Source organism: Rathayibacter sp. AY1F9, from assembly GCF_002932155.1.
Lineage (GTDB): Bacteria > Actinomycetota > Actinomycetes > Actinomycetales > Microbacteriaceae > Rathayibacter.
The window spans coordinates 17,853-34,350 of record NZ_PSVA01000024.1; the positions used below are offsets into that span (position 1 = coordinate 17,853).

The window sequence follows — 16,498 nt, forward strand, 5'->3', positions numbered from 1 at the left end:
CGGGTGGCCTCGGTCAGCCCGGGTCCTGCCGCCCCGGGCCACCGAGAGCGGGAGGACCGGCGGCGCTACCGCCGGATCCTCCGCTTCGCCGCGTGGCATCTCGCGGTCACCTGGTTCTTCGACCTGCTCCTGCCGCGGGTGGGGCTCACGCGCGTCGCGCTCCGCACCCGGCCCGGCCGGATGCGCCGCTTCGCCCGCAGCTTCCACGTGCTCGCGGTCGACCTCGGCGGCCTGATGATCAAGGTCGGCCAGTTCATGTCGTCGCGCCTGGACGTGCTGCCGCCCGAGATCACGCGCGAGCTGGAGGGGCTGCAGGACGAGGTCCCGCCCGTCCCGTTCCCGCGGATCCGGGCGCTGGCCGAGTCCGAGCTCGGGCTGCCGCTCGAGCGCGCGTACGCCGGAGTCGACGAGTCGCCCGTCGCCGCCGCCTCTCTCGGGCAGGCCCACCGCGCCCGGCTCTCCCCCGTCGACGCCGAGGACACCGGCTACTCCGCGGCCATCATGAAGGTGCAGCGGCCGGGGATCGACCAGATCGTCGAGGTCGACCTCGCGGCTCTGCGCCGCGTCGGCGGCTGGCTCAGCCACGTTCGCCTCGTCTCGGACCGCGTCGACGCCCCGGCGCTCGTCGAGGAGTTCGCGGTCACCAGCCTCGAGGAGATCGACTACCTGCAGGAGGCGGCCAACTCCGTCCGCTTCGCCGCCGACTTCGCGGGCGACGCCCGGGTGGCCGTCCCGGACGTGGTCTGGGAGCGCTCGACCCGCAAGGTCCTCACGCTCGAGGACGTCACCGCGATCAAGATCACCGACCACGCCGCGCTGCTGGCCGCCGGGATCGACCCGCGGGAGGTCGCTCCGGTCTTCGCGGCCGTGATGTTCGACCAGCTCTTCACCAACGGCTACTTCCACGCGGATCCGCACCCCGGCAACGTCTTCGTCACGCCGACCCCCGGGGGCGAGCTGCCCTGGCGCCTCACCTTCATCGACTTCGGGATGATGGGCGAGGTGCCGCCGAGCACCCGTGCGGGCCTGCGCCGGATGCTGATCGCCGCCGCCTCCCGCGACGGCAAGGGGCTCGTCGACGCGGCCCGCGCGGTCGGCGTCCTCCTCCCCTCGGCCGACTCCCGCGAGCTGGAGCGGGCGCTCACGCAGCTCTTCGCCCGCTTCGGCGGCATGGGCTTCGCCGAGCTGCGGGAGGTGGATCCGCGCGAGTTCCGCGACTTCGCCGTCCAGTTCGGCGACGTGGTGCGCGCGCTGCCGTTCCAGCTCCCCGAGAACTTCCTGCTCGTCATCCGCGCGATGTCGCTGACCTCGGGCGTCTGCAGCGCGCTCGACCCGGCCTTCAACCTGTGGGACTCGGTCGAGCCCTACGCGCAGCAGCTGATCCGCGAGGAGCGCGGCTCCGTCGTGCAGGACGTCGGCAAGCAGGCCGTCGACACGCTCGGCCTGATCTGGCGCCTGCCGCGCCGGCTCGACGAGCTCGTCACGACCCTCGACGACGGCGAGCTCGCGGTCACCGTCCCCACGATCGAGCGCCGGCTGAACCGGCTCGAGGGCACCGTCCGCCGCGTGATCTCGGCCGTGCTGTTCGCGGGACTGCTGATCGCCGGCGCCGTCGTGCGCCCGGACGACAGCGGCTTCGGGACCGTGCTGATGATCGCGTCGGCGCTGCCGCTGCTGCACGCCCTGCTGGCCCGCGGTCCGCGCGGCTGACGGCCGCCGTCAGGCCGCGGCCGCCGCGTCGCATCCGTCACCTCCTCCGCCCACCTCACCGGCGGCGCGGTCGACATCGGCTACACGGACGCGGACAGCCGGCTCGCGCAGCACGGCACCGACTACGGGCTCTGCCAGATCTACGCGAACGAGATCTGGCACTTCGAGCTCGCCACCGAGCCGGGCGGCGACTGCCCGGAGCAGCTGCCCGACGCGAGCGCGACCTGAGCGGCCCTCCCGCGCTCCCGGGATCCGATGCGTCGCGAAAGGTTGTCATCGGAGGCGAAGGGGAGCCGTTCGCGACGCATCGATCGCGCAGGCGGCCGGGCTCAGCGGCTGGTGAGCAGCTCGACGAACTCGTCGGCCATCGCGAGCTGGGCGCTCAGCGCCTCGCGGCGCTCGCGGGCCTGCGCGACGAAGGCGTCGAGCTGCGCGCGGACCTCGGCCGGCGCGTCGTCGCCCTCGGCCTCGAGGGTGTCGATCACGCGGAGCAGCGCGGCCATCTCCTCCAGCGAGAAGCCGAGCGGCTTCATGCGGCGGATGAGGATCAGGCGGTCGTAGTCGGTGGACGTGTAGAGGCGGAAGCCGCCCTCGGTGCGGCCGGACGCCTTCACGAGGCCGATCTCGTCGTAGTGGCGCAGGGTCCGGAGCGAGAGGCCGGTCCGCTCGGCGAGCTCGCCGATGTGCATGGTGCCGATCCTGCTCACCCCTTCAGATCTACCCTTACGTGAGGGTAGGGTTGCCCGTGCTGCTGACACGCCTCTGCAAGCTTGGCATCCCCGCCCGCTTCCGCCGACCCGATGCCGCAGCCCTCCGCGCTCCTCGTCGAGCACCCCTCCCACTCCCTGGAGCCGCCGCGATGGCCCTCGCCTCGAAGACCCCTGCCCGCCCGCACGCCGAGCCCACCGTGATGACGGCGCTGCGCACCCCCCGCATCCTGACCCGCGAGGTCCTCGCCGGCCTCGTGGTCGCGCTCGCGCTCATCCCCGAGGCGATCTCGTTCTCGATCATCGCGGGCGTGGATCCGCGGGTCGGCCTCTTCTCGTCGTTCGTGATGGCCGTGTCGATCGCGTTCCTCGGCGGCCGCCCCGCGATGATCACCGCCGCCACCGGCGCCGTCGCCCTGGTGATCGCCCCCGTCGCCCGCGACTACGGAATGGACTACTTCATCGCGACGGTGATCCTCGCGGGCGTGCTCCAGATCGTGCTCGGGCTGCTCGGAGTGGCGAAGCTCATGCGCTTCATCCCCCGCAGCGTGATGGTCGGATTCGTGAACGCGCTGGCGATCCTGATCTTCTCGGCGCAGATCCCCAACCTGATCGGCGTGCCCTGGCTGGTCTACCCGCTGGTCGCCGTCGGCATCGTGATCATGGTGGTGATGCCGCGCCTGACGAAGGCCGTTCCGGCGCCTCTCGTCGCCATCGTCCTCATCACCGCGGCGGTCGTCGTCACGGCGGTCGCCGTCCCCACCGTGGGCGATCAGGGCGAGCTGCCCCGCAGCCTCCCCGAGCTGTTCCTGCCGAACGTACCGCTGACCTGGGAGACCTTCACGACCATCGCGCCGTACGCCGTCGCGATGGCGCTCGTCGGACTCCTCGAGTCGCTGATGACCGCGAAGCTCGTCGACGACATCACCGACACCCCCTCCCGCAAGACCCGCGAGTCGCTCGGGCAGGGCGCCGCGAACGTGCTCTCCGGCCTGTTCGGCGGCATGGGCGGCTGCGCGATGATCGGCCAGACGATGATCAACGTGAAGGCGTCCGGCGCCCGCACCCGCATCTCGACCTTCCTCGCCGGCGTGTTCCTCCTGATCCTCGTCGTCGCGCTCGGCGACCTCGTCGCGATCATCCCGATGGCGGCTCTCGTCGCGGTGATGGTGATGGTCTCGGTGGCGACGTTCGACTGGCACAGCATCCGCCCGTCGACTCTGAAGCGGATGCCCGTGGGCGAGACGGTCGTCATGATCGCCACGGTCGTCGTGGTCGTCCTCACCCACAACCTGGCGATCGGGGTCGTCATCGGCGTCCTGGCCGCCATGGTCGTCTTCGCCCGCCGGGTCGCCCACTTCGCCACCGTCGAGCGCACCCTCTCGGCCGACGGATCGACGGCCCACTACACGGTCACCGGCGAGCTGTTCTTCGCCTCCAGCAACGACCTCACCACGCAGTTCTCCTACGCGGAGGACCCTGCGCACGTCGTGATCGACCTCTCCGGCTCCCACATCTGGGACGCCTCGACCGTCGCCGCGCTGGACGCCGTCACCACCAAGTACGAGCGCCACGGCACCCGCGCCGTGATCGCGGGCATGAACGACGCCTCCACCCGGATGCACGGCCGCCTAGCCGGGAATCTCGGCGCGGGGCACTGAGGGTCGGGGCTGCGGGACCGCACGCGCAGCCCCTCAGAGCGGCGCGAGCACCAGCGACCAGAGCCAGCGCCCGCCGACGACCCGGTGCACGACGACGAACAGGGCGGTGATCGCGAGTCCGACCGGCAGCAGCACGGCGCCGGCCGCGAGGCGGTCGGCGGGCACGGCGAGCAGCAGGCCGAGCGGCACCGACGCGCAGGCTGCGACCAGCGCCGCGACGAGAGCGGCGCGGCAGTCCCGGGTCGGCTGCGGCACGACGCCGATCCGGCGCCGGACCAGCCAGTGAGCGAGGGCCCACGCGGCCGTGGTCCCGAGGGCGGTGCCGCCCGCGATCGCCGGCACGACGAGTTCGGCAGGCAGGAGGAGCCCGCCGACGAGCGCCCCCGCCGCGACGCCGACGGCCGAGACGACCTGGGTCGCCAGCGAGTCGCGGGCCCGACCCAGCGCGAACATCGCCCGGTTGAGGACGTAGGTCTGGCTGAAGCCGACCAGGCTCAGGGCGAGCAGCTGCAGGACTCCGCCGATCACCGGTGTGCCGAAGACGAGCTGCGTGAGCAGTGGCGCCGCCGCGACGAACAGGAGCGTCGCGAGCAGAGTGACGGCGAGCACCGCGTCCTCGGTCCGTCGGAGGTTCACCGCCGCGGCCGCCCGATCGCCGCGGTGCAGGTCCCGGCTGAGCGGCGTGAACATCGCCGTGGCGACGGAGACGACCAGGATGCCGTGCGGCAGCAGGAGCAGCAGCTGCGCGCTCGAGAAGGAGTTGAGGCTCGGCCCGTCGACGCCGGCGCGGTTCATGGCCTGGCCGGCCGACGTCGCCGCGTTCGAGACGACGATGTACGACACCTCTGCGACGAGGGCGCCGAGGAACACCCAGACCGCGTCCCGCGACACTCCACCGAGCCCGGCGACGCCGAAGCGCGGCCGCAGGCGGACGCCGACGGACCGCGAGAACGCGACCGCGATCACCCCCTGCACCACGATCGCCGCAGTGGCAGTGCCGCACAGGAGCGCCACCATCTCCGGCGTCCACTCGTCGGCGGGTGTCGACGCCGCCTCGGGGTGGATCAGGAGGAACACCGCGATCCCGAGCACCGAGATCACGTTCGCGCAGGCTGGCGCCCACGCGCCCGGCCCGTACTTCTCGGCGGAGTTGAGCAGCTGAGAGAAGACGGCGAAGACGATGTAGAAGAAGATCTGCGGCAGGCACCAGTAGGCCATCTGGGTGGCGAGCAGAGCCCAGTCGGCCGACCAGCCCCCGGCGTAGAGCCCGACGATCAGCGGTGCCGCGAGCGTGCAGGCGGCCGTGAGGAGCGCCGCTCCGCCGAGGCACACGGTGAGCAGCCGCTCAAGGGTCCGCACGCCCTCCGGTCCGTCGGCCCGCGCCCGGACCATCTGCGGCACGAGCACCGCGCCGAGCACCCCGCCCGCGATGAGCCCGTACAGGTAGGTGGGCGCGGAGTTCGCGACCTCGAACACCTGCCCGCCGACCGACGCGCTCGTGCCGCCGACCGCCACGATCAGGAGCGCCAGCCGGACGAACCCGAGGATCCGCGAGACGAACGACGCGACCACCATCCCCCCGGTCGCGCTGCGCATCCGGGCAGCATAGGCGGTGCGACCCGGGTCGCCACCGACCGCGGCGCCCGCCGGGGTCGATGCGTCACGAACGGTCGTCACGGGCGCGGGAGAGGGGCCGATCGTGACGCATCGATCCCGCGGAGGGCGGGCTAGACGCGCACGGGTGCGACGGAGGCGCGGCGGATCAGGCGCGTCTCGAGTTCCATGCGGGTGGCCGAGGCGCCCGAGGCGAGCGGAGTCGCCGACCGGTGCGCCTGGTGCAGCATCCGGAAGGCGATGGCGCCCATCTCGCCGATGGGCTGCTGGATCGTGGTCATCGGCGGGGTCGCCCAGGCCGACTCCTCGACGTCGTCGAAGCCGATGACGCTGAGGTCTCGCGGGATGCGGAGGCCGGCGTCGTCGGCGGCCTCGTAGACGCCGAGCGCCATCACGTCGGAGCAGGCGAAGAAGGCGGTCGGCGCGTCCGGCTCGGCGAGCATCAGCCCGGCGGCCTCGCGGGCCAGCTCGCGGTCCCAGTCGCAGTAGGCGACGCGCGGATCCTCGACCCCGGCGGCGCGGAGCGCGGTGGTGAAGCCGTCGATCCGGGCGCTGCTGTAGAGCTGGGTGCGGGTGCCGCCGAGGACGCCGAAGCGGGTGTGGCCGGCGTCGAGGAGGTGCTCGGCGGCCATGCGGCCCCCGTCCCAGTTGGTCGCGCCGACGCTCGCGACGTCGGCCGGCGGCCGCGTGCTGGGGTCGACGACGACGACGGGCAGCTCGGCGGTGGTCAGCAGGTGCAGCTGCGCGGCCGAGACGTTGACCAGCACCACGATGGCGCCGAGCGAGGGGCGGCGGAGGAGGCGGCTGATCCAGGCGCCGTCGTCGCGGGCGCGGGTGAGCACCAGGTCGACCCCGGCGGCGGAGGCCTCGGCCTCGATCCCCTCGAGGACCGGTCCGATCCAGGTGCCGCCGATGTGGCCGACGACGACGTCGACGATCTGGGCGGAGTGCGGATCCTCGACCGGCGGGCGCAGGCGCGGGCGGCGGCGGTAGCCGAGCGCGTGCGCCGCCTCCATCACGCGCAGGCGGGTCGCCTCCGAGACGTCGGTGCCGCCGTTGAGCACCTTCGAGACGGTGGGGACGCTCGTCCCGGCGCGCTCGGCGATCAGCGCCATGGTCGGGCGGGTGGTCGCTCCGGAGACGTCGTCGTGGTCGGGCATGTGCTCACCGTAGCGGATACCGACTTTCGCAACTAGCCCTGCGCCAGGACGGCTTGCTCCGCCGGGAACCGCGGTGCATGATGGTCGGACGCCGGGGCTCCCGCACAGAAGTTGCGCAAGTCCTGTTCGATGACGAACCGCGGAGCGATCCGCCCGCACGTGAGGACGACGATGACCGACCACTCCCCGACCACTCCCGGCAAGACGGCCCTCGTCGTCCGAGGGGGCTGGGACGGCCACCAACCGGTCGAGGCGACCGAGCTGTTCCTGCCGTTCCTCCGCGACAACGGCTACGACGTGCGCGTCGAGGAGTCGACCGCCGTGTACGCCGACGAGGCCTACATGCGGACGGTCGACCTGATCGTGCAGTCGAACACGATGACCTCCATCCAGTGGGAGGAGTTCCTGGGCCTCCGCGCGGCGGTCGAGCGCGGCACAGGCCTCGCCGGCTGGCACGGCGGGATCGCCGACTCCTACCGCGACAACTCCGACTACCTGCAGCTGATCGGCGGCCAGTTCGCCTCGCACCCCGGCAAGCACCCGGACGAGCGCACCGGCGAGCAGTCGGACAACTACATGCCGCACACGATCGAGATGACGGCCCTCGCCGCCGACCACCCGATCACGCAGGGCATCTCCGACTTCGAGCTGGTCACGGAGCAGTACTGGGTGCTGCACGACGACTACAACGACGTGCTCGCCACGACCACGCAGGCCGTCCGCCCGTGGGACCCGTGGAAGCGCCCCATCACCTCCCCCGCGATCTGGACCCGCCTCTGGGGCGAGGGCCGCATCTTCGTCTCGACGCCGGGCCACCGCGTCGAGATCCTCCAGGACGACAACGTCCGCACGATCATCGAGAGGGGAATGCTGTGGGCGTCCCGCTGAGAGTCGGCATCATCGGCGTCGGGAAGATCAGCGAGCAGTACCTCGCGAACCTCCCGACCTTCCCCGGCCTCCGCCTCGTCGCGGTCGCCGACCTGAACCAGGAGCGGGCGCAGCAGGTCGCCGACGAGCAGGGCGTCCGCGCCCTCACCGTCGACGCGCTGATCGACGACCCGGAGATCGACGCGGTGCTGAACCTCACGATCCCGGCGGCGCACGTCGAGATCGGCACCCGCGCCTTGAAGGCGGGCAAGCACGTCTTCGCCGAGAAGCCGCTCGGGCTGAACCCGGCCGAGGCCGCGCCGATGCTCGACCTCGCGGACGAGCTGGGCCTGCGCTTCGCGAGCGCCCCGGACACGGTGCTCGGGACCGGCGTGCAGACCGCGCGCCTCGCCCTCGACTCCGGAGCGATCGGCACCCCGATCGCCGCGCAGGTGCACTGGGCCGCTCCCGGCCACGAGCGCTGGCACCCGGCGCCCGAGTTCTACTACCAGCCCGGCGGCGGCCCGCTGCTGGACATGGGCCCGTACTACCTGACGGCGCTCGTGCACTTCTTCGGGCCGGTCGTCCGCGTCACGGGCCTGGCCACCCGCTCCGACCGCCCGCGCACGATCGAGACCGGGCCGAAGGCGGGCACGCCGATCGAGGTGACGATCGACACGCACATCACCGCGCTGCTCGAGCACGCGAGCGGAGTCGGCACCACCGTCACCGTGAGCTTCGAGGTCTGGCGCAGCCGGGCCCCGAAGTTCGAGGTCTACGGCACCGAGGGCACCATCTCGGTCCCGGATCCGAACATGTTCTCGGACCCGGTCGAGGTCGCCGTCCGCGACGAGGACTGGCGGGTCGTCCCCGACTCCGCCGGCGTGATCGACACCGGTCGCGGAGTGGGACTGGCCGACCTCGCGGAGGCGATCGCGGAGGACCGCCCGCACCGCGCCTCCGGCCGCGTGGCCCTGCACGTGCTCGAGATCATGGACGCCGTGCTCCGCTCGAACGAGGAGAAGGCGGTCGTGACGATCGCGAGCACCGCCGAGAAGCCCGACGTGATGCCGCTGCGCACGGCGGGCTCGATCGGCGCCTGACAGCGCCGGGGGGCGACGACGGGAGGCGGGGGATCGCCGCCAGCGCGTCGCTCCCCGTTCGGGGGTGACGGCGGGGGGCGACGCCGTAGACTCGGCGGATCGACGGTCCTCAGCCGCCGCCGCACGCGGAGGGGGATCGGCCGTGGCAGTCGGCTTCCGGCGGAGCGGTGAGCTCCGTGCCCTCGCGCGCCCCCGGCTCCGGGCGGCCGGCGACCCGCTCTCCCCCGAGGACCACCGCTCCCGGCTGTCCGGTTGGCTCAGCATGCCCGGCGGGCCGGGTCTCGTGCGCCCCTCCGCCCTCGCTCCGGCGTGGGAGGCGCCCCTGCTCCGGCTCGTGCGCGCCGGGGCGCCGGCGGAGGACCTGCACGAGGCGACCACCGGCTCCCCCGAGGGCTCGCGCCTCGCGGCCGTCGTCGAGCTCGTCCGCGACGCCCTGCACTCCGCGGACGACGATCGCTCTCTGCGGCTCACCGGCCGGCTGGTGCGCATCCGCTACGACCCGTCGGCCGACTCCTTCCTCCGCCGCTACGGGATCGCGCTGACCGTCCGCCTGCCGCTGAGCGGCGGCCTCGACGTGGAGGTGCCGCTCGACGCCCCGGCGCTGCGCCTGCTCTACGCCGAGCTGGCAGCACCGATGGATCCGACCGCGGCTGTCGTGGCGGTCGAGACCCTGGAGCCGTCGACCCTCGCGGCGTCGACGCTCGCCTCCCTCTACTCCGCCCGCCGCCGCTGGAGCGACGTGGCCGAGTTCTCGGCGCCCGTCGAGAACGTGGACGCCGCCTCCGCCGCGGTGCTCATCCGCCGCGGCGTCGCTCTCCGCGAGCTCGGCCTGATCGAGGGCGCCCTCGAGGCGTTCGACCGCGTGGTGCGCCCGACCGTCACCAGCGCGCGTCCCGTGGAGCTGGGGGCGGAGGCGCTGCTCGAGCGCGCGAGCAGGCTCCTCTCGGACGGGCGCACGGCTCCTGCTCGGCGCGATCTGGACCGCGTGCTCTCCCGCTACCCGGACAGCGCCGCAGCGCACGAGCTGCTGGCGGTCACCGGGCGCTGACGCGATGGAGGGGCGCACCCTCTGCAGGATGCGCCCCTCCGGGGAGTGCGTCGGCTCAGTGCGTCGGCTCAGTGCGTCGGCTCAGCCCTCGGCCTTCGAGGGCTTGCCCTCGGCGGGCAGGACCTCGTGCGGGGTGTCGCGCTCGTCCTCGCCCTCGGCCTGCGACGGCTTGTCGGACTGGTCGTCCGGGTCCTCGACGGGGCTCGGGGTCTGGTCGCTCATCGGAGTCCCTCCGGCTCGTCGGACGTGGCGGACGGCTCGGGGTGCGCCTCGAACTCCATCCAGGCGCGGTCCAGATCGGCCTGCGCCGACTCGGGCTCGCTGGCGAAGTAGCCGTCGTAGATCGCGCGGCCGCCGTGCTCGGGCAGGTCGTCGCGACCGCCGAAGGCCTGCGCGAAGCGGCCGACCTCGTCGTCCCTCTTCTGCTGATCCCGCAACCAGGCGGGGAAGGTCTGCGTCATGGTGACACCTCTCTCTCCTGTCCTCCAGCCAATCCCCCGCCGCGGATCCGGGCAAGCCCTTCCGCCGCGGGCCCCGAGGGGCCAGGCTCCGCCCTGGAGGGGACGGGCTCCGCCCTGGAGAAGCGGCGCTCCGCCCTCTAGAGGACATGTCCGCTACAGGGCGCCCCCGCCCCCGCTGCGGAGGAGAGCCGGCCCCTAGCGTGAGCCCGTGACCGACCCCGCTTCTCCGCGCCCCGCCCGCACCGCCGCGGGCCTGCGCCGCACTCTGCTCGCTCTGACCGCGACCGTCGCGCTGCTCGCCGGCACCGCGGCCCCCCTCGCCTCCGCCGAGCCGGACCCGGTGCCGGTCGGGAACGACCACCTCGCCAACGGCGTCGCCGCCTGGGGGCGCTACCTCAACGGGGAGTGGGACGTGCCGGCGGGCATGTCCGACCTCACGGACGTCGCGAGCAGCTACAGCCACACCCTCGCGCTCCACACCGACGGGACGGTCGAGGCCTGGGGAGCGGATCTGGAGGGCGAGCGGGACGTGCCGGCCGGGCTCCGCGAGGTGACCGCGATCTCGACCGGGTACCTCCACAGCATCGCCCTCACGATGGAGGGGACGGTCGTCGCGTGGGGCGACGACCGTCAGGGCCAGACCGACGTCCCGGCCGGACTCGGCGGCGTGACCGCCGTCGCCGCGGGCAGCTACCACACCCTCGCTCTGCGGGGCGACGGGACCGTGGCGGCCTGGGGCTCCGATCAGTTCGGAGCGACCGACGTGCCGGCGGGTCTCTCCGGAGTGGTCGCGATCGCCGCGGGCGGCTGGAACAGCCTCGCGCTGCGCGCCGACGGGACGGTCGTGGCGTGGGGCGGCGACGACAGGGGCGCGTACACCGCCCCGGCAGGCCTCCGCGACGTCGTCGCCGTCTCGGTCAGCTACTCCCACAGCCTCGCCCTGAAGCGGGACGGCACCGTCGTCACCTGGGGAGACCCCGCCGACTCCGGCTTGCCGCGGGTCCCCGCCGATCTCGGCGGCATCACCGCGATCGCCGCCGGCATCGGCTTCAGCGTCCTGCTGACGTCCGACGGCACCGTCGTCTCCCTGCACCCCGACGGCGACACGGAGCTGGACGTCCCGGCCGGGATCACCGGCGCCACCGGCATCGCGGTCGGCTTCAACCACGCCTTCGCGATCGGCCCGCTGCCGACCCTCACCGCCGACACCGCCGAGACGCTCGTCACGACCGGGACCCGCTACTCCGCGACCTTCACGGCGTCCGGCCCGGCCGCGACCTTCGAGGTCTCGTCCGGCGCCCTTCCCGCGGGGGTGGCCCTCTCGCCGGAGGGCGTCGTCTCGGGCAGGCCGACCACCGCAGGCGACTCCACCTTTACAGTGAGCGCGCGGAACGCGTACGGCACCACGGCCGGCGTGCCGCACACGGTCACCGTGGTCCACGCGAACACCCCGCCCGTCGTGACGGTCGCCTACGCCACCGACGGCGCCTCCTACGAGAAGGGCTCGGAGCCGAGGGCCGCCTGCGCGATCACGGATGCGGAGAGCGGAACGTTCAGCGAGGAGGCCGTCGTCACCGGCACGCTCGTGAACGGCCTCGGCACCCGCACGGCGACCTGCACCTGGACCGACCCCGGAGGACTGACCACGACCGCCGCCGCGACCTACCGGATCGTCGACACCGGCGTCCCCACCATCGCCGCGACGACCGCGCCGACGGCTCCGAACGCCGCGGGCTGGTTCCGCTCCCCCGTCTCCGTCGGCTTCTCCTGCGCCGACGGCAGCGGCTCCGGGATCCGCAGCTGCACCCCCGCGCGGATCCTGCGCGAGGGCCCCGGCCAGAGCGTCACCGGCACCGCCGTCGACAACGCGGGCAACCGCGCCACGACGACCCGCAGCGGCATCGCCATCGACACCACGAAGCCGCAGCTCTCGTTCACGTCGAGGCCCGAGGGGTCCTACCCCTTCGGCACCGTGCTCCCGGAGGCGCGCTGCCTCGCGGACGACGCGCTCTCGGGCCTCACCGGCGACTGCGTGATCACGGGCGGCGGCCGCTCCGTCGGACCGCACGTGTACCGGGCGACCGCGACCGACCGGGCGGGCAACGTCTCGACCCTCACCGCGTCCTACACCGTGACCCCGTGGACGATCGGCGGGCTCAGCACCTCGGTGAAGAGCGTGGCTGCCGGAGCCGCGACCGGCATGACGTTCCAGGTGACCTCGACGTCCTCCGCGGGAACGTTCCGCCACTCCGCCCTCGCCGACGTGCGCAGCGTCACGCAGAAGCAGACCTCCTGCACCGCCGGCGCCGTCCTCACCGGAGCGCCGACGACCACCCTGACCGGACGCCTCCGCTACGACACCGCGACGAACCGCTACGTGAAGGCGTGGACGGTGCCCGCGAAGCGGGGCACCTGCTGGACGCTGACGGTCACGACGGCGGACGGCAGCACGGGGAGCGCCCGGTACTCGGTGAAGTAGCGGCGCCGGACGGCCGCCGCGGTCCTGTCAGGCTCCCGCCGCGGCGTACCGCTCCGCGAGCACGCGGAACGCGGTGGCCAGCTCGGGCGGCTCGGCCCCGGCCATCGGAGCGTCGAACCGGCCGAACGACGCGGCGAGCGCCTCCCACGACCAGGCGCCGAGGGCGAGTCGGCAGCCCGCGTCGCCGAGGTCCTCCACCTCCCCGTCGCCCGCGTAGGGCAGGACTTCGGCGGCGGGCGCCGTCAGCACGACCGAGCCGCGGCACGGCCACCCCTCCCCGGGCGCTCCGCCGCGGAACCGCGCCTCCAGGAACTCGGCGGGACTCCCGCCCGGCAGCACCCGGCGGCGGAAGCGAGCCCCGCGGGGCGAGCGCGGCTCGAGCCGGTCGACGCGGAACACCCGCCAGTCGTCGCGGTCGAGGTCGAAGCCGATGAGGTACCAGCGGCCCTGACGCGCGACCAGGTGGTGGGGCTCGACGCGGCGCACCGCCTCCGCGTGCGCGAAGCGGAGCACCTCCGAGGCCCGGACGGCCGCCGCGACCGCGACCAGCCGCTCCGAGGGGACCGCGGGAGCCGGCGCCGCCGCGACCGTGAAGCGCAGCGCATCAGCTCGGGGCCGGAGCCGGGCGGGCAGGACCTGCCGCACCGTCGCCAGCGCACGGGCCGACGCCTCCTCGAGCCCCGCGATCGGCGCGCGCAGGGCGGCGGTGAGGGCGAGCACCTGCTCGTCGTCGAAGAGCAGCGGCGGGAGCTCGGCGCCGGCCTCGAGCCGGTACCCGCCGTCGGGGCCCTTCGCCGCGTCGATCCGGTAGCCCATCGTGCGGAGTCGGTCGACGTCGCGACGCACCGTGCGCGGCGCGATCCCCAGGCGCTCGGCGAGCACTCCGCCCGGCCAGTCGCGGCGGGTCTGCAGGAGGGAGAGGAGCAGGAGGAGCCGCTCGGTCGTCGTGGGCACGTCCCGAGGGTATTCCGAGAAGAGGACCGTCACCGTCCTCTTCTCCTGGGAGCGTCGGGGCACCGGGTGATCGACCCGGCACGACTGCGAGGAGCGCACCATGAGCATCACCACGACGACCCACCTCAACTTCCGCGGACAGGCCCGCGAGGCACTGGAGTTCTACGCCTCGGTCACGGGAGGCCGGCTCGACGCGATGACCTACGCGGACGCGAACGCTGTCACCGCGCCGGACGAGGCCGACCAGCTGATGTGGGGCCAGGTCGTCTCCGAGGCCGGCTTCCGCGTCATGGCGTACGACGTCCCCGCGCACACGGCTTACGACCCGGGCACGATCCCGGTGTTCGTGTCGCTGCGCGGCTCCGACGCCGACGAGCTGCACCACCTCTGGGACGGCCTCTCGGAGGGGGCGGCGGTCATCGTGCCCCTGGCCCCGGCGGCCTGGTCGCCCCTCTACGGGATGCTGCGCGACCGCTTCGGAGTGACGTTCGTCGTCGACCTCGAGGTCGTCTGGGGCTGAGGCCCGCGGGCTCGGCGGCGGGGCGCGTCCCACTGCGGACGCGCCGGCCGCCGACTCGGTACGCTCAGCACCGGATCCGGTCGGAGGGACGCTGCATGCTGGAGACGATCTCCGAGGCCCTCTCGCTTGTCACCCTCCCCCTCGGCGTGCTGTTCCTGCTCGCCGCGTTCGTCGCGGCGCTGATCGACGGACGCTGGCTGACGACGACCGCCTACCTCGAGGAGGGTCCGCCCCTCGCGCTGCACTGGGTGACCCGAGCCGGCGAGGTGCGATCGCGTCCGCTGTCCGCCGGGGACCCGCTGACGCCGACACGATCGGACCAGCGGGAGGTGCACTACCGCGAGGAGGATCCGCACCGCATCCGCCTGCACCGGTGGAGCGACGCGGTGCGGGCGCTGCGCCTGACCGGCCTGATCCTGCTCGGGGCGGGCGTCGTCCTCGGGATCCTGTCGACGGCGCTGGCGGTCCTCGCCTAGGCGGCGCTCCGTGCGCGAGGATCGGACCCGTGGATGCGGAACGGGTTCTCGGAGACGGTCGGGCCGACGGGGTGTGGTGCCGGCTCGGGGAGCCGCTGACGGTCGCGCAAATCGCTCGCGGCGGGCCCGCGTGGCTGTGCCTGGACGCGCAGCACGGCGCGTTCGACGACGCCGCGGTCCTCGCCTCCCTTCGCGCGCTCGGCGTCGTGAGCGGAAGGCCGCCCGTCGGCGTCCGGGTCGCGGGGCTCTCCGACGCGCTGATCGGCAGGGCGCTCGACGCCGGAGCGGACGTCGTCGTCGTCCCGATGATCGAGACGGTCGAGGAGGCGCTCGCGGCCGTCCGCGCCGCGCACTACCCGCCGCTCGGCCGCCGCAGCTGGGGGCCGATGTCCGATCTCTGGGGCGCCGCTCCCCCGTCGGCCGCCGAGGCGCGCACCGCGCTCTGGGTCATGATCGAGACGCAGGCCGGCCTCGACGCCGTCGATCGGATTCTCGCGGTGCCGGGCGTGAGCGGAGTCTTCGTCGGCCCGTTCGACCTCGCGATCGGCCTCGGACGGGACCTGTCCGACCTGCTCGCCGCGGACGGACCGGACGACCCGCTGCCGAGGATCGCCGCGGCGGCCCGGCGCGCGGGCAAGGGCGCCGGGGCCTACGCGGGCGACCGCGAGCGCGCCGGGCTGCTGCGAGCGCTCGGCTTCCCGAGGGTCGCGGTCGCGACGGATCAGTCGCTGATCGCGCTCGGCACCGCGGCGGCGCTCGACGCGGACGCCGCCGACTCCGGCTGCTGAGCCCGAGGCCGGGCACGGGGCCGGCCGCCGGTCACCGGCGAGGGCTCCCGCCGGGGGGATGCACGGGCTCCGGCGGCTCGGGGACGAAGCGGAGGCCGCCGGCGGAGTTCGCGAGATCGGTGAGCGCCGAGATCCAGGCGGGGTTGATGCGGGGCATGCGGCCGCCGGCGTAGGTGTAGCGGAGCGTGTGCGAGGGGTGCAGCCAGATCGCGCTGCGGCCGTCGCTCATCCCGTTCTCGTCGCGCCAGGTGAGCAGGCACGACTCCCCCCGGCGCAGCTTCGCGGTGAGGACGATCTGCAGGTGGGCGAGCACCCGGTCCTCGACGTCGATCTCGACCGATCCGTCGTAGTGCAGCTTCCCCATCGGCGTCTCCGGCCTCGTCCTCGGAGGACGGGCGCGCCTCCGGCCCACCATCCTCGGGTGTCGTCCAGTGACCAGTTCGGGGCGGCGACAACCGGCGGATCAGCTGGTATCGGCGGATCCGCTGGTCTCGACGGGGCGGGGCTCAGGCCGGCGGGTTCGCCGCCATGAAGTCGCGCATCGGCAGCAGGTTCTGGAGGGGCGCGAAGTACCCGAAGCGGGGCAGGTCGAAGACCACTCCCGCGACTCCGGAGGATCCCATCGCCGCGATCCACTCGAGCGCGGCCGGCATCGGCACCTTCAGCACGCGCGACGCGTCCTCGTCGGAGAGGCCGGCGTGCAGCGCCCCGGCGCGGGCGCGCTCCCCCGTGGTGAAGGCGAAGACCATCGGCCCCGACTCCAGGCCGCCGACGAAGGGGGTGGGCGCGTCGTCCGGCCCCCGCGCGATGAAGCACCACATCGGCAGGGCGTAGACGCTGCGCCAGAGCGCGTCCATCGCGGCGAAGCTCTCGGGGTCGGCACGCAGGGCCTCCGCCCGGGCGTCGATCTCGACGGTCTGATCCATGGGGCTCCCCTCGGCGCCGGCGAT

17 protein-coding genes are annotated in these 16,498 nt (G+C 73.7%); 9 read left to right on the top strand and 8 right to left on the bottom strand.

Features of this window, described 5'->3' with window-relative positions; all coding sequences use genetic code 11:
* Positions 1–3 precede the first annotated feature (3 nt).
* Positions 4–1,710 carry an AarF/ABC1/UbiB kinase family protein gene (locus C5C37_RS13890; protein ID WP_104267906.1) on the top strand — a complete coding sequence of 569 codons (1,707 nt, stop codon included), beginning with the start codon at positions 4–6 and terminating at the stop codon, positions 1,708–1,710.
* Positions 1,711–2,039: 329 nt separating this feature from the next.
* On the opposite strand, the gene C5C37_RS13900 is transcribed toward C5C37_RS13890, so the two are convergent.
* Positions 2,040–2,399: a MerR family DNA-binding transcriptional regulator gene (locus C5C37_RS13900; RefSeq protein ID WP_104227142.1), complete on the bottom strand. Its 360-nt coding sequence runs from the start codon at positions 2,397–2,399 to the stop codon at positions 2,040–2,042.
* 170 nt (positions 2,400–2,569) lie between these two features.
* On the opposite strand from C5C37_RS13900, the gene C5C37_RS13905 reads away from it, so the two are divergent.
* A complete protein-coding gene (locus C5C37_RS13905) occupies positions 2,570–4,078 on the top strand; it encodes a SulP family inorganic anion transporter (protein ID WP_104224295.1) in 1,509 nt (502 codons plus the stop codon).
* A gap of 33 nt (positions 4,079–4,111) precedes the next feature.
* Here the strand turns inward: C5C37_RS13905 and murJ are convergent, their stop codons facing one another.
* Together murJ and C5C37_RS13915 are read right to left on the bottom strand one after the other, a co-directional pair.
* Positions 4,112–5,674, bottom strand: a complete 1,563-nt coding sequence (gene murJ, locus C5C37_RS13910; protein WP_104339113.1) for a murein biosynthesis integral membrane protein MurJ — start codon at positions 5,672–5,674, stop codon at positions 4,112–4,114.
* A gap of 131 nt (positions 5,675–5,805) precedes the next feature.
* Positions 5,806–6,852: a LacI family DNA-binding transcriptional regulator gene (locus tag C5C37_RS13915; RefSeq protein ID WP_104224297.1), complete on the bottom strand. Its 1,047-nt coding sequence runs from the start codon at positions 6,850–6,852 to the stop codon at positions 5,806–5,808.
* Between the two features lie 171 nt (positions 6,853–7,023).
* Between C5C37_RS13915 and C5C37_RS13920 the strand changes: the two genes are divergently transcribed.
* From C5C37_RS13920 to C5C37_RS13930, 3 genes are all read left to right on the top strand, one after another.
* A complete protein-coding gene (locus C5C37_RS13920) occupies positions 7,024–7,740 on the top strand; it encodes a ThuA domain-containing protein (protein WP_104224320.1) in 717 nt (238 codons plus the stop codon).
* Positions 7,725–8,822, top strand: coding sequence for a Gfo/Idh/MocA family protein (locus C5C37_RS13925; protein WP_104339114.1), 1,098 nt, complete (start codon positions 7,725–7,727; stop codon positions 8,820–8,822). Before C5C37_RS13920 ends, C5C37_RS13925 begins: the two co-directional genes overlap by 16 nt.
* Positions 8,823–8,964: 142 nt before the next feature.
* Positions 8,965–9,870 (top strand): tol-pal system YbgF family protein, encoded by a 906-nt coding sequence (locus C5C37_RS13930; protein WP_104339115.1) that lies wholly within the window; start codon positions 8,965–8,967, stop codon positions 9,868–9,870.
* Between the two features lie 81 nt (positions 9,871–9,951).
* Here C5C37_RS13930 and C5C37_RS17600 read toward each other — a convergent pair whose 3' ends face one another.
* Together C5C37_RS17600 and C5C37_RS13935 are read right to left on the bottom strand one after the other, a co-directional pair.
* Positions 9,952–10,092 (bottom strand): hypothetical protein, encoded by a 141-nt coding sequence (locus C5C37_RS17600; RefSeq protein ID WP_159940045.1) that lies wholly within the window; start codon positions 10,090–10,092, stop codon positions 9,952–9,954.
* Complete coding sequence (locus C5C37_RS13935) at positions 10,089–10,331, bottom strand: hypothetical protein (RefSeq protein WP_104227148.1); 243 nt, start codon at positions 10,329–10,331, stop codon at positions 10,089–10,091. The genes C5C37_RS17600 and C5C37_RS13935 overlap by 4 nt, the downstream gene beginning before the upstream one ends.
* Positions 10,332–10,539: 208 nt before the next feature.
* Here C5C37_RS13935 and C5C37_RS13940 point away from each other — a divergent pair, with 208 nt between their 5' ends.
* Complete coding sequence (locus C5C37_RS13940) at positions 10,540–12,810, top strand: PxKF domain-containing protein (RefSeq protein ID WP_104339116.1); 2,271 nt, start codon at positions 10,540–10,542, stop codon at positions 12,808–12,810.
* A 27-nt stretch (positions 12,811–12,837) separates the two neighbouring features.
* Here C5C37_RS13940 and C5C37_RS13945 read toward each other — a convergent pair whose 3' ends face one another.
* Entirely contained in the window at positions 12,838–13,764 is a 927-nt protein-coding gene (locus tag C5C37_RS13945; protein WP_258074142.1) for a YafY family protein, read from the bottom strand.
* A 100-nt stretch (positions 13,765–13,864) separates the two neighbouring features.
* Here C5C37_RS13945 and C5C37_RS13950 point away from each other — a divergent pair, with 100 nt between their 5' ends.
* The 3 genes from C5C37_RS13950 (at position 13,865) to C5C37_RS17610 (ending at position 15,548) form a co-directional block, all read left to right on the top strand.
* The gene (locus tag C5C37_RS13950; RefSeq protein WP_104339117.1) at positions 13,865–14,284 is read left to right on the top strand and encodes a VOC family protein; all 420 of its coding nucleotides are present in this window, start codon (positions 13,865–13,867) and stop codon (positions 14,282–14,284) included.
* Between the two features lie 95 nt (positions 14,285–14,379).
* Entirely contained in the window at positions 14,380–14,760 is a 381-nt protein-coding gene (locus C5C37_RS17605; RefSeq protein WP_104267914.1) for a hypothetical protein, read from the top strand.
* Positions 14,761–14,789: 29 nt separating this feature from the next.
* Positions 14,790–15,548, top strand: a complete 759-nt coding sequence (locus C5C37_RS17610) for an HpcH/HpaI aldolase/citrate lyase family protein (RefSeq protein WP_181027211.1) — start codon at positions 14,790–14,792, stop codon at positions 15,546–15,548.
* A 31-nt stretch (positions 15,549–15,579) separates the two neighbouring features.
* On the opposite strand, the gene C5C37_RS13960 is transcribed toward C5C37_RS17610, so the two are convergent.
* On the bottom strand, positions 15,580–15,912 hold the full coding sequence (locus tag C5C37_RS13960; RefSeq protein WP_104263292.1) for an ATP-dependent DNA ligase: 333 nt from the start codon (positions 15,910–15,912) through the stop codon (positions 15,580–15,582).
* 142 nt (positions 15,913–16,054) lie between these two features.
* Entirely contained in the window at positions 16,055–16,474 is a 420-nt protein-coding gene (locus C5C37_RS13965) for a hypothetical protein (RefSeq protein ID WP_104224305.1), read from the bottom strand.
* Between the last annotated feature and the right edge of the window lie 24 nt (positions 16,475–16,498).

What these genes read in the sequence shown, in the direction of transcription:
- C5C37_RS13900 (WP_104227142.1), bottom strand. Translation starts at nt 2,399, where the DNA reads ATGCACATCGGCGAGCTCGCCGAGCGGACCGGCCTCTCGCTCCGGACC.
- C5C37_RS13905 (WP_104224295.1), top strand. Translation starts at nt 2,570, where the DNA reads ATGGCCCTCGCCTCGAAGACCCCTGCCCGCCCGCACGCCGAGCCCACC.
- murJ (WP_104339113.1), bottom strand. Translation starts at nt 5,674, where the DNA reads ATGCGCAGCGCGACCGGGGGGATGGTGGTCGCGTCGTTCGTCTCGCGG.
- C5C37_RS13915 (WP_104224297.1), bottom strand. Translation starts at nt 6,852, where the DNA reads ATGCCCGACCACGACGACGTCTCCGGAGCGACCACCCGCCCGACCATG.
- C5C37_RS13920 (WP_104224320.1), top strand. Translation starts at nt 7,024, where the DNA reads ATGACCGACCACTCCCCGACCACTCCCGGCAAGACGGCCCTCGTCGTC.
- C5C37_RS17600 (WP_159940045.1), bottom strand. Translation starts at nt 10,092, where the DNA reads ATGAGCGACCAGACCCCGAGCCCCGTCGAGGACCCGGACGACCAGTCC.
- C5C37_RS13935 (WP_104227148.1), bottom strand. Translation starts at nt 10,331, where the DNA reads ATGACGCAGACCTTCCCCGCCTGGTTGCGGGATCAGCAGAAGAGGGAC.
- C5C37_RS13950 (WP_104339117.1), top strand. Translation starts at nt 13,865, where the DNA reads ATGAGCATCACCACGACGACCCACCTCAACTTCCGCGGACAGGCCCGC.
- C5C37_RS17605 (WP_104267914.1), top strand. Translation starts at nt 14,380, where the DNA reads ATGCTGGAGACGATCTCCGAGGCCCTCTCGCTTGTCACCCTCCCCCTC.
- C5C37_RS13960 (WP_104263292.1), bottom strand. Translation starts at nt 15,912, where the DNA reads ATGGGGAAGCTGCACTACGACGGATCGGTCGAGATCGACGTCGAGGAC.
- C5C37_RS13965 (WP_104224305.1), bottom strand. Translation starts at nt 16,474, where the DNA reads ATGGATCAGACCGTCGAGATCGACGCCCGGGCGGAGGCCCTGCGTGCC.